This is a genomic window from Alteromonas sp. G4i35, assembly GCF_054960375.1.
Genome location: NZ_JBHNZD010000002.1, coordinates 168,233 through 181,475 on the forward strand (window position 1 = coordinate 168,233; position 13,243 = coordinate 181,475).

Annotated in this window: 10 protein-coding genes; 4 read left to right on the plus strand and 6 right to left on the minus strand. The window is 45.0% G+C overall.

From position 1 onward, the window contains the following. Positions 1-306 precede the first annotated feature (306 nt). Positions 307-1,389 (plus strand): LysR family transcriptional regulator, encoded by a 1,083-nt coding sequence (locus ACFI6L_RS01700; RefSeq protein ID WP_462573312.1) that lies wholly within the window; start codon positions 307-309, stop codon positions 1,387-1,389. 156 nt (positions 1,390-1,545) lie between these two features. Here ACFI6L_RS01700 and lpdA read toward each other — a convergent pair whose 3' ends face one another. The 6 genes from lpdA to ampD form a co-directional block, all read right to left on the minus strand. Then, positions 1,546-2,967 carry a dihydrolipoyl dehydrogenase gene (gene lpdA / locus ACFI6L_RS01705; RefSeq protein WP_014950394.1) on the minus strand — a complete coding sequence of 474 codons (1,422 nt, stop codon included), beginning with the start codon at positions 2,965-2,967 and terminating at the stop codon, positions 1,546-1,548. A gap of 132 nt (positions 2,968-3,099) precedes the next feature. Then, positions 3,100-5,148: a pyruvate dehydrogenase complex dihydrolipoyllysine-residue acetyltransferase gene (aceF, locus tag ACFI6L_RS01710; protein ID WP_342325900.1), complete on the minus strand. Its 2,049-nt coding sequence runs from the start codon at positions 5,146-5,148 to the stop codon at positions 3,100-3,102. Between the two features lie 21 nt (positions 5,149-5,169). Next, a complete protein-coding gene (aceE, locus tag ACFI6L_RS01715; protein WP_039228012.1) occupies positions 5,170-7,845 on the minus strand; it encodes a pyruvate dehydrogenase (acetyl-transferring), homodimeric type in 2,676 nt (891 codons plus the stop codon). Positions 7,846-8,056: 211 nt separating this feature from the next. Further along, on the minus strand, positions 8,057-8,803 hold the full coding sequence (pdhR, locus tag ACFI6L_RS01720; RefSeq protein ID WP_014950397.1) for a pyruvate dehydrogenase complex transcriptional repressor PdhR: 747 nt from the start codon (positions 8,801-8,803) through the stop codon (positions 8,057-8,059). A 365-nt stretch (positions 8,804-9,168) separates the two neighbouring features. Then, the gene (gene ampE / locus ACFI6L_RS01725) at positions 9,169-10,071 is read right to left on the minus strand and encodes a beta-lactamase regulator AmpE (RefSeq protein WP_342317700.1); all 903 of its coding nucleotides are present in this window, start codon (positions 10,069-10,071) and stop codon (positions 9,169-9,171) included. A gap of 42 nt (positions 10,072-10,113) precedes the next feature. Next, positions 10,114-10,653, minus strand: coding sequence for a 1,6-anhydro-N-acetylmuramyl-L-alanine amidase AmpD (gene ampD / locus ACFI6L_RS01730; RefSeq protein ID WP_342317701.1), 540 nt, complete (start codon positions 10,651-10,653; stop codon positions 10,114-10,116). A 183-nt stretch (positions 10,654-10,836) separates the two neighbouring features. On the opposite strand from ampD, the gene ACFI6L_RS01735 reads away from it, so the two are divergent. The 3 genes from ACFI6L_RS01735 (at position 10,837) to ACFI6L_RS01745 (ending at position 13,243) form a co-directional block, all read left to right on the plus strand. Beyond that, positions 10,837-11,355: a retropepsin-like aspartic protease family protein gene (locus ACFI6L_RS01735; protein ID WP_014977216.1), complete on the plus strand. Its 519-nt coding sequence runs from the start codon at positions 10,837-10,839 to the stop codon at positions 11,353-11,355. Positions 11,356-11,387: 32 nt separating this feature from the next. Next, positions 11,388-12,242: a carboxylating nicotinate-nucleotide diphosphorylase gene (gene nadC / locus ACFI6L_RS01740; RefSeq protein ID WP_014950401.1), complete on the plus strand. Its 855-nt coding sequence runs from the start codon at positions 11,388-11,390 to the stop codon at positions 12,240-12,242. Positions 12,243-12,811: 569 nt separating this feature from the next. Beyond that, positions 12,812-13,243, plus strand: coding sequence for a pilin (locus ACFI6L_RS01745; RefSeq protein ID WP_435786687.1), 432 nt, complete (start codon positions 12,812-12,814; stop codon positions 13,241-13,243).

Consider the following 13,243-nt stretch of genomic DNA (forward strand, 5'->3'; position numbering starts at 1 on the left):
ACATGATGTTATATATTGAAGATCGGGCTGACAGAGACAACTGCTTTAAAAATTTAGAAGAATGGTTTCGCAGAGAAAATGAGAATAACCGTATAAAAAGCGAGAGCTTAGAGAAATCAACGGTTACAGCGATATAGTGTACCAGTGTCGCTCGTCGCATTCATTTGGAAAATAAATGCTTTTAGCTATAACCTATAACTAAACTATGTCAGTTAAATTACATAGCCAAAAACGAAGTAAACGGCAGCTTTTTTCATTGTTCGATAGGTGAAAGTAGACTGTCCGCAATAGACACCGGAGACAACCATGCGTCCACATGATTTAAATTTATTGATGATTTTTGATGCCATCATGACCGAGGGTGCAATTACCCGCGCAGCTGACAGGCTGTCGATGACGCAACCTGCGGTATCTAACGCACTTTCTCGTATGCGCACAGCCTGGAAAGATGAACTGTTCGTTAAAGACGGCCGCGGTATTCAACCTACCTCATTTGCTAAAAATTTATGGAGTCAGATTCAGGGCCCTTTAGGCGAGCTCGAAGTCGCCGTTAACCCAACTGACTTTAACCCTGCAACGGCTAAGCGTACCTTTCGTATAGCTGCAACTGACAGCATCGTTTCTATGGTGTGGGGGCCGCTCCGCAAAGTTATTGAGAATGAAGCGCCAGGCATTAACATCCATGCCATTCCTAATTACGACATGGAAACCGATAAAATACTCAAAGATGCTGAAGCAGAGCTCACTTTCTCTAAATATCAGGAGCCTGGCTCTGTTATTCGTGCCGAACATGTTCTCGACCCAAGCTGGGTTGTGGTAATGCGCCCCGATCATCCATTAGCAAAATCTCAATTGACCTTGGAAGACTTTGTTGCGGCTGACCACCTTCTAGTTTCTGTTACGGGTGATGTGACTGGCCCTACGGATCAGGTACTGGCGAATTTAGGCCTTAAACGCCGCGTGGCAATGTCAGTTAACCAGTTTTATAACGCTACACCGTTATTAAAAGAGAGCAACCTTATTTGCGTAGCACCGTCTTTGGTAATGGAAAAAGAAATTTTCTCAGGGGAACTGGCGGTATTTGAAACGCCAATAGAAATTGTCAGCTCTCCGCTGTCTGTGATGTGGCACAAACGTCAGGATCAAGACGCGGGCTTACAGTGGCTTAGAGGTCTCGTAGTTAGATTTATTCGCGAGCGCGTACAACGTCATGAAATGCTGCTCTCTCAATGCTGTAGAAAAGCCTATTGCGCCGAAACGGTTAAACGCTTTATGGACCAGCGCAATATGGACTGTGAAGAATTTACGCCAGCGCATTTAAAAACGCCCAGCAACGATGAAATGGACGGAGAACGCGACACTGTAGCGGTTGGAAAAGAAACGGCTTGATACCAGACTGCCTAGATAACTAACCACTCAGCGAGACTTAACATGTTCGTCATTGCGTTGTGCTATCGCAGGTAAAGTGGTTCTAAATCATTCAAAGCCCTAATAAAAAAACCGCTCAAAGAGCGGTTTTTTCGTAGTTCGAACAAAGAAGCTAATTTACTTCTTTTTCTTTGCTTTCGGGTTTGGCAGGTCAGTAATACTTCCTTCGAAGATTTCAGACGCAAGACCAATTGATTCGTTAAGCGTTGGGTGAGCGTGGATAGTCAATGCTACGTCTTCAGCGTCAGCACCCATCTCAATAGCTAGGCCGATTTCGCCAAGCATTTCGCCCGCGTTGGTACCTACCATAGCACCACCGATTACGCGGCCCGTTTCTTTTTCGAAAATCATCTTAGTCATACCGTTAGTTGCATCAGATGCAATTGCACGGCCTGAAGCAGCCCATGGGAACGTTGCTGTTTCATAGCTTACGCCCTGCTCTTTCGCTTCTTTTTCAGTTAGACCAACCCAAGCAACTTCTGGCTCAGTGTACGCTACTGAAGGAATAGCACGTGGGTCGAAGTAATGCTTCTGTCCAGCAATAACTTCTGCAGCAACGTGACCTTCGTGAACCGCTTTGTGCGCAAGCATTGGCTGACCTACAAGGTCACCGATTGCGAAGATGTGGTCAACGTTAGTACGCATTTGCTTATCAACGTTGATGAAGCCACGCTCGTCAACGTTTACGCCAGCTGCATCTGCGCCAACTAGCTTACCGTTTGGCTTACGACCAACAGCAACAAGTACTTTGTCGTAGCGCACTGGCTCAGCAGGTGCGTTCTTACCTTCAAATGTTACGTACAAGCCATCGTCTTTTGCTTCAACCGCAGTCACTTTGGTTTCAAGCATGATGTTAAACTTGTCTTTGTAGTCTTTCATGAACACTTTCATGATGTCTTTGTCAGCTGCTGGAATTAGCTGATCTAAGAATTCAACTACATCAATGTTCGAGCCAAGTGCTTCGTACACAGTACCCATTTCTAGACCGATGATACCACCGCCTAGTACTAGCATTTTCTCTGGAATGTCTTTCATTTCCAGTGCGCCAGTTGAGTCGATTACACGATCATCTTCTGGGATGAACGGTAGGCTTACTGGCTCAGAACCCGCAGCGATAATCGCTTTCTCGAAAGTAATAGTAGTAACGTCGTCACCATTTTTTACTTCTAGGGTGTTTGCGCCTGTAAATTTACCGAAGCCTTGTACATGCTTGGTTTTACGCATTTTAGACATACCGCTAAGACCATTCGTTAATTGCTTAACAACGCCGTCTTTGTATTCGCGGATTTTATCTAAATCGATGGTAGGCTCGCCAAACGATACACCGTGGCTAGCAAGGTGCTTCGCTTCTTTCATTACTTTAGCAACGTGAAGAAGGGCTTTTGAAGGGATACAGCCAACGTTAAGACAAACACCACCAAGCGTGTCGCGTGAGTCTACGATAACTGTTTCAATACCTAAGTCAGCCGCACGGAATGCTGCTGAATAACCGCCAGGGCCGCCGCCCAGTACCACCAATTGCGTTTTAATTTCGCTCATTGTGAACCTCAATCCTGTTCTTGTAGGGTCATGCTATTACTTTTGTGTAATAGCATAACCTAAATGCCACCAAATGGGCTTATAAAATCGTCGAAAATGTTACTGATATTGTAAACTTTTTCGACCTTTTATTTAAAGTATGATTCTGCGTAAGTCAGTTAGGTTTGCAGCAACCTCAGTAGAGAATCTTGCACCTACCGCACCATCGATGACTCGGTGGTCGTATGACAGGCTTAGCGGCACCATTAAGCGCGGCTCAAACTCTTTACCATTCCACTTAGGCTTCATCTCAGACTTAGACACACCTAATATGGCGACTTCTGGTGCATTTACAATAGGCGTAAACGCCGTGCCACCAATACCACCTAGACTAGAGATGGTAAACGTTCCACCCTGCATGTCGGCCGCTTTAAGCTTGCCTTCACGGGCTTTCTTAGATGTTTCAATAAGCTCTTGAGACAGCTGCTCAATACCTTTCTTATTCACGTCACGAATAACAGGTACAACAAGGCCTCCCGGTGTTTCAACCGCAATACCAATGTTGATAAACTTCTTAATGATTAAGCTCTCGCCGTCGTCAGACAGTGATGAGTTGAATACTTCGTATTTCTCAAGCGCTTTCGCTACCGCTTTCATAACGAATACTAGTGGCGTGATCTTAAGACCAGACTTAATTTTCGCGTGGTAAGCGTTTTGCTCTTTACGGAATTCTTCAACTTCAGTGATATCTGCTTCGTCGAACTGCGTAACGTGCGGGATAGTCGCCCAGTTACGGTGTAAGAACGGTCCAGAGATCTTTTGAATTCGAGAAAGCTTTTGTTCTTCAATCTCACCAAACTTGCTGTGATCAACAGGCTTAACTGGCACGATTTGAAGTACGTTGTCGCCCACAGGCGCACTGCCTGAAGCTGCTGCTGTGCGAGGTTTCGCAAGCTCAGCTTTCACGTAGGCTTGAACGTCTTCTTTCAAGATACGGTTTTTCGGGCCAGAGCCGTTAACTTGAGTCAGGTCTACACCAAACTCACGAGCAATACGGCGAACCGAAGGAGAAGCATGTGCTTTACCTGTATTCTTGGCTTCTGGCGCTGGAGGCACAGGAGAGCGACCTTGCGAGGCTTCCTGCTGTGACGCTTGTTGAGCCTCGTCTTGCTGTGAGTCTTGTTTAGTCTCTTCTTGCTTAGGCGCTTCAGCAGGCTTTTCAGCTGCACTTGAAGACGAACCACCGCTGGTCTCAAGCTTAACAACCAAGGTGCCTTGCTTAACTTTGTCGCCCGCTTTGATAAAGACTTCTTTAATCGTACCTGCATGTGTTGAAGGCACATCCATGGTCGCTTTATCAGTTTCTAGCGTAATTAGGCCGTCTTCTTTTTCAACGGTGTCGCCAGCTGATACAAGTACATCGATAACGTCAACTTCACCGTCTTCACCAATGTCTGGTACAGCAACTTCAATGGTTTCGTTACTTGCAGACGCCGCAGGCGCTGATTCTTGCTTTGAACTTTCCTGCGCAGCCGGTGCAGATGCTTCAGAAGAAGCATCGCTAGACGCCGATTCACTTGAAGACGAGCCTGAACCCGCTACTTCAAGCTTAATAACAACCGTACCTTCTTTCACTTTATCGCCAGTACTGATGAATACTTCTTTCACCGTACCTGCGTGTGTTGAAGGAACGTCCATGGTTGCTTTATCGGTTTCAAGGGTAATTAGCCCATCTTCTTTTTCAATGGTGTCGCCCACTGAAACCAATACGTCGATTACGTCTACTTCGTCGTCAGAACCGATATCCGGTACTGCAACTTCAATTACTTCGCTGCTGCCAGACGCAGCTGGCGCTGCTTCTGACTTGCTTTCGTCTTTTGGTGCTTCTTGCTTAGGTGCATCTTCTTTAGAAGATTCATCTGAAGCGTTTTCTTCAGACGCGCCTTCATCGGCACTGTCACCATTGGCAACTTTCATTTCACCAATCACATCGCCTTCTTTGATTTTATCGCCTACTGATACAGACAGGCTAACAATCTCACCTTCAAACGGTGCTGGGATGTCCATTGACGCCTTGTCACTTTCAACAGTAACAACGCCTTCATCAGCCTCAATGTTGTCGCCTACGGCAACACATAGCTCGATAACTTCAACTTCGTCACCGCCTACGTCGGGTACGATAATCTTTTGAATATCTGACATATGTAAAATACCTTATCTGGCTTACGCGTAAAGTGGGTTAAGTTTTTCAGCGTTAATTTCAAAACGCTTAATGGCTTCTGCTACCACTTTCTTCTCAACGTCACCGCGCTGAGCCAATTCGTAAAGTGATGCCACCACAATGTATGACGCATTAACTTCAAAGTGAGTACGCAAGTTTTCACGGCTATCGCTTCGACCGAAACCGTCTGTACCTAGGCAGCGGTATTCAGTTTCGATGAACGCACGTACTTGGTCTGAGTAGTTCTTCACATAGTCAGTGGCAGAAATCGCAGGACCTGCGTCTTTCGTAATTACCTGACCAATGTAAGGTACTTTTTGCTCAGCTTCTGGGTTTAGCATGTTCCAGCGTGCTACGTCTTGACCTTCACGCGCTAGCTCGTTGAACGAGGTCACTGAGTAAACGTCAGAAGATACGTTGTAGTCGTCACAAAGAATCTGTGCCGCTTTACGCACTTCGTTCAAGATAGTGCCTGAGCCCATCAACTGAACATTCAGCTTAGACTTGTCATTTTCAACACGCTCAAGCTTGTAGATACCTTTAATGATCTGTTCAGCAACATCATCACCTTCTGGCATTGCAGGATGCTGATAGTTCTCGTTCATCAATGTTAGGTAATAGAAGATATTCTCGTTATTACCGTACATGCGACGTAGACCGTCTTGAACGATAACTGCTACTTCGTAACCATACGTTGGGTCGTAAGTAATACAGTTAGGAATTAGGTTCGCTTGAACATGTGAGTGTCCGTCTTGGTGCTGTAGACCTTCACCGTTAAGTGTGGTTCTACCTGCTGTTGCGCCTAATAGGAAACCACGCGCTTGGCTATCGCCTGCCGCCCATGCCAAGTCACCAACACGTTGGAAACCAAACATTGAGTAGTAAATGTAGAACGGAATAGTGGTAGCGTTACACGTTGAGTAAGACGTACCCGACGCAACCCACGATGCCATTGCACCTAGCTCGTTAATACCTTCTTGTAATACCTGACCTTTCTTATCTTCGCGATAGTAAGCGACTTGGTCGGCATCTTGCGGTACGTATTTCTGGCCTTCATTGGCGTAAATACCTACCTGACGGAACAAGCCTTCCATACCAAATGTACGGGCTTCATCAGGAATAATTGGAACAATACGCTTACCAATTTTCTTATCTTTCAATAGCGCGTTAAGTACACGCACAAACGTCATGGTTGACGATACTTGACGGTCACCTGAACCTTTTAAGATGGCGTCGAATGCACTTAGCTCAGGAATTTCAAGCTGTTCTTCAGCCTGTTCACGGCGAGAAGGCAAGTAACCGCCTAGAGCTTCACGACGCTCGCGAAGGTACTTCATTTCTTCGCTGTCTTCGTCGAACTTGAAGTAAGGCAGGTCAGCAATTTTTTCGTCTGCTACTGGAATATTGAAACGGTCGCGGAACGCTTTAATTGAATCAACGTCCATTTTCTTAACGTTGTGCGCTACGTTTTGTGCTTCGCCTGATGCACCTAAACCGAAACCTTTAACCGTTTTAGCAAGGATTACCGTTGGACGACCTTTAGTATCAATCGCTTTTTGGTAAGCCGCGAATACTTTAACTGGGTCGTGACCACCACGGTTCAAGCGCCAGATGTCGTCGTCAGACATGTTCGCTACAAGTGCCGCTGTTTCAGGATACTTGTTGAAGAAGTTTTCACGGGTGTACTTGCCGCCTTTGGCTTTACAGTTCTGGTATTCACCGTCTACCGTTTCGCCCATAAGCTGAATTAGCTTGCCAGATTTATCACGAGCTAATAGCTCATCCCAGTAGCTACCCCAAATAACTTTCACTACTTCCCAGCCAGCGCCGCGGAACGTACCTTCAAGTTCTTGGATAATTTTGCCGTTACCACGTACCGGGCCGTCTAGGCGCTGAAGGTTACAGTTGATAACAAACGTTAGGTTGTCTAGGCCTTCACGAGAAGCAAGACCAATTGCACCCAAGCTCTCTGGTTCATCACACTCACCGTCACCCATGTAGCAGTAAACGCGCTGACCTGAACAGTCTTTGATACCACGGTTAGTTAGGTACTTAAGGAAGCGCGCTGTGTAGATAGCTTGAAGTGGACCAAGACCCATAGATACGGTTGGGAATTGCCAGTAGTCTTTCATTAAGTGAGGGTGTGGGTATGACGACAGACCATCGCCAGCACACTCTTGACGGAAGTTGTTTAACTGCTCTTCAGTTAAGTTGCCTTCCATATATGAGCGCGCATAAATACCTGGAGAAATATGGCCCTGAGCGAAAATAAAGTCGCCGCCTTGATTTTCGTTAGGCGCTTTGAAGAAGTGGTTAAAGCCAACATCGTAAAGCATAGCCGATGATGCGAAGCTACCAATGTGGCCACCAAGCTCTAGGTCTTTTTTAGATGCACGCAATACAATCATCAATGCGTTCCAACGAATCGCCGCACGGATGCGCGCTTCGATGGTCAAGTCGCCAGGCATTTTTGGCTCTTGCGCTGCTGGGATAGTATTGATGTAGGCAGTAGTTGCGTCATACGGTAGATGCGCTCCGCTGCGACGTGCTTTATCAATAAGTTTTTCGAGTAAATAATGGGCGCGTTCTACGCCTTCCTCTTCTAAAACCGACTCAAGCGCATCAATCCACTCTTTAGTTTCTTGAGGATCTACATCTTGGTGCATCATATCAGACATGGTGCCATCCTATTTTTTGCTTATATAGAAAATCCTCCCTTAGCATTGCCTTTACTCTTAAAGGCGCTAAAAGAAGGAAAACTAAATTACGTTGTACTCACAGTGACCCAATCTGGCTCACCTGCTTTTGCAGTGGCACAGGAAAAACCTGACCGGCCTCTGCGAATGAATAGCTATCTAGCCCTTATCTTATAAAAAGTCAGACTAGTAACTAAATCTCTAATCGTCGCAATGCGCGCTGTACGCGGGTATCGCGTTGATTAATGGTTAATAGCGTTTTTTCAATAAACGCCAAATGCGTATTACATGCCTGACGCGCAGCTTCAGGGTCGCGAGAAGCAATGGCTTCTACAATTTCACGACGCTGCTTAGCAATGTCTTCCACCGCTTCAGGGTGCGCTGCCAGCATGTCAAAGTTTCGTTCAATATTGTCCACCAGCATGCTTTGCATGGTGCTCATTACGTGCAACAACACCATATTGTGTGATGCTCTTGCCATAATGATATAAAACTGTCCTAGCGCCTCAGCTTGGGCACGCTTGCTTTCGTGCGCTTTAGGCGTAGGTACGTCGTTCAGCGCTTGCTTCAATGCGTTGTAATCTTCAGGTTGACCACGAAGTGCTGCATAGTACGCCGCCATCCCTTCAAGCGCATGACGAAATTCAAGCAAATCAAATTGAGTTTCAGGACGCTGGCTAACTAAGTCCATTAGGGGGTCTGTCATGGCAGAATTAAGGTTGCGATTAACAAACGTACCGCCGCCTTGCTTACGTTCTACCAACCCACGTGCCTGTAAATTACCAATGGCTTCCCTAAGCGAAGGTCGCGATACATCAAATTCAAGCGCAAGCTCTCTCTCTGGCGGTAATTTCTGACCAGCCAATAACGTACCGTCGAGTATCATTGACTCGAGTTGCTCGGTAATCACATCAGAGAGTTTTTTTCGCTGCTGCCGCATGCGCTCTACGTATCCTTTTATTTAAACCGTGCTCTATAACAATAGCGACGTTATAAGAGCGGTGAATGTAAAAAATAATCGTGGAATATTTAATCACAAACACAATTGGTAATACCATTTTACCTATCTAGTTTAAGGCAGATCGATTTCGAGGTAAATACTCACAAGCATAGCAAAGCATTTACCTTTTGCTGGGTGTTAAGCTTTATTGTTGAATTTGTTAAGAAAAATCAGTAACCGCAAACTGGTCTGATGAGGAAGGGAGAATGCAGTAATAGGGGCAAAGCGCCTGATCTACATACAATTAATAGATAGACCAAACGCCCTTCTAAGCCAAGTAGGCTAGTAAATTTTAAAAATAATGACTATGCAAGACTACCTACAAGCGTGAGCGCTGATGTTATTACAAGAAGAAAAATAACATTACGTTTTGCTAACTTTACAAGCACCTTCGGTTCTATTGCTGCATTTTCAGCCTGCAACTGCTGTTCATCAGGCGTTAGAATCTCAGCTTTCGAAGAAATTTGTGTAAGCACATCGTATGCAGATACATCGAACTGAAGTGCATACTTAATCCACTCAGGCAACGCTCGTGAGAAATGTCCCATCATCAGCATGCCAAAAGCGGTAACGCGAACAGGAATATAATCAAGCGCAAACATTAATCTGCCAGCAGCGGCTTTTAAAGGGTGATTTGCATCACACAATGCCTCGGTTGTGCTTCGACTCAAGCTATAAAACAGCGCGCCAGGTGCACCAAAAGCAATAAACCACAGCATCACAGCGGCATAGTGTTGATAGTTAAGCCAGGTAAGGTGTTGGCCAAAAGTTTTGCCTTCTGTACCTGCACTTCCGTCACTGTCTGTTTGACTTGCACAATGCCCTAATTGGTCAGTGTACATACTGCACGCCTGAAGGTCACCTCGGTCAGCAGCATTCAAAAAGCTCTTGTAGACGGCTCGCAATGCGGGGCAGCCAATACAGATGAACAAAATTATGCTTTGCTCTATAAAAGTAAGAAATGCGCCAAGTACCCAGTATTCAATTGCTCCCAGCACTACTGTGGGAAGTAAAAGATAGAAATAAAGTGCTATGGATGAGACCTTTTTACTCCCCTCCTCACCTTCATTTCCTTCTTGAAACTTAATCAACCCTTTATCTTGAAGAAAAGCACGATATTGAGCGGCATACTTTTCAATATGCCAATTAGGTGTTTTGGTTATCAACCGCTCGAGGCTGAGAACCAATAGCAAGCTCATTAACATCATAGGTATTGAGTTTCCTTTTTTCTGCAGTGCGGATTAATTAAATTATTTAAACCCAGCAACGCGTATTCTATATCTTGCCCAATCGAAAGCTGCACCAGGGTCAGTTTTTCGCCCTGGTGCTATATCATTATGGCCTACGATACGCCCTAAAGTGATCCGAGGATAGTATCTCGTAATAAAATCAGTGAGTTCGCCAAGGGCTTGGTACTGTGCATCGGTGTAAGGCAACGTATCAGTGCCTTCAAGTTCAATACCTATGGCATAGTCGTTACAGCGGCTGCGGCCTTGAAATGAAGACAGGCCCGCGTGCCATGCCCGCTGATCAAAAGGTACAAATTGTTCTATTTCACCCGTTCGATAAATTACACAATGAGCAGAGACCCGTAGCCCAGCAATTTCTCTATAAAAAGGATGTTCATCAGGATTGAGGGTTCCGGTAAACAATTGGCGAATGCCCGGCGTACCAAACTGTGAAGGAGGTAGTGAAATATTGTGAATCACTAACAGGCAAACGTCTGTGCTGTCAGGACGAGCATCATAATGCGGACTTGCTGTGTACTTTGCTTCGTTGTAAAGCACCATAGTATTTGCTTCGATAATTGATTTTCTGCGTTATAGCCTACATTGTATATGGATATAAGTGTATAGGGCTATACATTGCATTCTAACAAGCTAATCAGCACGTTAGTCCTTTGCTTAAGAGATTACGCCGAGTATTTAGCGATACGAAAAGCGGTGCACCACTATTATAAGAAAGGTAGAAGCATGAATGAACAACAAGACCCGACAGCGTCAACGGGTAAATGGATGGTTGCGCTTGCTTGGATTTGCGGTTTTGGTCTACTGGTTTTTATTTTCTCAGATCTTCTAGAAAAACAAATTAACCCAAATAGCGAACCAACATCAGAGCGTATTGGTTCACAAACCGAAGTCCGACTTAAGCAAAATCGCCAAGGTCACTATGTGACAACAGGTTATATTAATGGTGAGGAAGTCGTATTTCTTGTTGATACGGGTGCCACTGATGTGGCCGTTCCCGCCCATTTGGCTAACAAGCTTCAACTCAAAGCGGGTCGAGAAGGGTTAGCCAGCACAGCTAACGGCGTTGTAAGAGTCGCCGAATCGACCATTGAAACTTTGCGCATTGGTGAAATTGTGGTGCGCGATGTAAAAGCAAACTTAAACCCCGGTATGCAAGATGACCATATATTGCTGGGAATGAGTGTTCTTCGCCAATTAGAGTTTACTCAGCGCGGAGAATGGTTAATATTGCGTACCCTTTAAATACACAGATAGCATAGATCATAGCGATGAAGATGACATCACCAGACATGCAAGCGATTCGAGAGCAAGTATCGAACGCGCTTATTGAAGATCTTGGCGGCGAATTAAATGCTGCAAACGACATTACGGCGAACCTGATAGATGAAAGCGTTAATGCAAAAGCCACTATTATTACGCGAGAGCCTTGCGTGGTTTGTGGAATCGCATGGGCAAACCAAGCATTTGCACTAATCGACGAGTCGGTGTCGCTAACGTGGCATGTAAAAGATGGTGACAAAGTTGATGCCAACACCGTACTGGTTAGTTTGGAAGGCTCTGCTCGCGCGATATTGACGGCAGAACGTACGGCGCTTAACTTCCTACAAACCCTGTCGGCAACCGCCACTGTTACTGCCTTTTACGCTAAGTATTTAGATGGCTCCAACACTAAAATTCTCGATACCCGCAAAACGTTGCCAGGTTTGCGGCACGCACAGAAATACGCGGTGCGTTGTGGTGGTGGTCAAAACCATCGTGTGGGTTTGTTCGATGCATTCTTAATTAAGGAAAACCACATATTTTCTTGCGGAAACATCGAAAAAGCCGTAAGCCGAGCGAAAACAATGATGCCGGGCAAGCCCGTTGAAGTAGAGGTAGAGAATTTAACCGAGCTTGAACAAGCCCTTGGTGCAGGTGCCGACATTGTCATGCTGGATAATTTTTCTAACGAACAGATCCAACAGGCAGTAGCGCTCAACAAAGGTCAATGTAAACTGGAAGTATCAGGAAACATTACTGATGAACGACTGGCGTCTCTCGCTAAGCTAGGCGTAGATTACATTTCATCTGGAGCTTTAACCAAGCACGTTCAGGCCATTGATTTGTCGCTGCGCATTAATTTGTCATAGCAGAGCAAGAAAGATAAAGAGCCAAATTATAAGCTGTAAAGGTGGATTTAACATTAGGTAAGCGAATGTGTTGCTTATCCCCTTGTACTTCCACTTTTATAACGCGGCTTCTTTGTTGCACGTGTTTTATTATAAAGCTAAAGTGTTTCAGTGAAATTTACGTTATCGCAATTATCACTTCCCTATACTGTGGCTTTAATTACTGAGACCTTAATGGTTGAAGTTGCACAGTGATTTTAAATCACCGAGTAGATGTATAATTTACAATACGATTACTCGTCATTCTTTTCGGTCATTTCTCGATAATGCTTTTTGTGTATAGATAGACATACGCACTTAAGTCATTAACTTTTATACGAAAGTTCAAGTGATAAAGCCTGCCAAGGCGCGGCGAACCGTGTCATACTGAAAAAGCTAGACATAGGTATATTTGCCTATACTTGTCAGTAACAAATAAAATTCTATACTGAGTATCAAGTACCAGGGGCGTTAAATGGACGACTCGGGTATAAACGTCAATTTGAATTAGATTTAAACTTTACGTGTTATACACGTCCCGGAGAAAAACCATGATGAACATGAATACTAAAAACCAAAAAGGTTTCACCCTAATCGAACTAATGATTGTTGTTGCAATCATCGGTATCCTTGCAGCAATCGCACTTCCTGCTTACCAAAACTACACGCAAAAAGCGAAGTTTACAGAAGTAACTAACGCAACTGCAGCAGCAAAAACTGCTGTAGAGATTTGTGCACAGACTACCGGCACACTTACTGGCTGTACAGGCGGTTCAAACGGCATTCCTGCGGATGTGGACAACTCTAGTGATTCATCATTAGTAGGGTTAACTACACTTAATGGTGTTATTACTGCAGAAGCTTCTACCGATTCAGGTATAACTGACAGTTCAAACAACGCGGCAACATACGAGTTAGACCCAACATTAACTGACGGTCGTGTAACTTGGGCTGCAACATGTACTCCAGCAACACTTTGCTAA

Coding starts and splice junctions, on each gene's coding strand:
- ACFI6L_RS01745 (WP_435786687.1), top strand. CDS start 12,812: ATGATGAACATGAATACTAAAAACCAAAAAGGTTTCACCCTAATCGAA.
- nadC (WP_014950401.1), top strand. CDS start 11,388: ATGACATCACCAGACATGCAAGCGATTCGAGAGCAAGTATCGAACGCG.
- aceE (WP_039228012.1), bottom strand. CDS start 7,845: ATGTCTGATATGATGCACCAAGATGTAGATCCTCAAGAAACTAAAGAG.
- ACFI6L_RS01735 (WP_014977216.1), top strand. CDS start 10,837: ATGAATGAACAACAAGACCCGACAGCGTCAACGGGTAAATGGATGGTT.
- ampE (WP_342317700.1), bottom strand. CDS start 10,071: ATGATGTTAATGAGCTTGCTATTGGTTCTCAGCCTCGAGCGGTTGATA.
- aceF (WP_342325900.1), bottom strand. CDS start 5,148: ATGTCAGATATTCAAAAGATTATCGTACCCGACGTAGGCGGTGACGAA.
- pdhR (WP_014950397.1), bottom strand. CDS start 8,803: ATGCGGCAGCAGCGAAAAAAACTCTCTGATGTGATTACCGAGCAACTC.
- lpdA (WP_014950394.1), bottom strand. CDS start 2,967: ATGAGCGAAATTAAAACGCAATTGGTGGTACTGGGCGGCGGCCCTGGC.
- ACFI6L_RS01700 (WP_462573312.1), top strand. CDS start 307: ATGCGTCCACATGATTTAAATTTATTGATGATTTTTGATGCCATCATG.
- ampD (WP_342317701.1), bottom strand. CDS start 10,653: ATGGTGCTTTACAACGAAGCAAAGTACACAGCAAGTCCGCATTATGAT.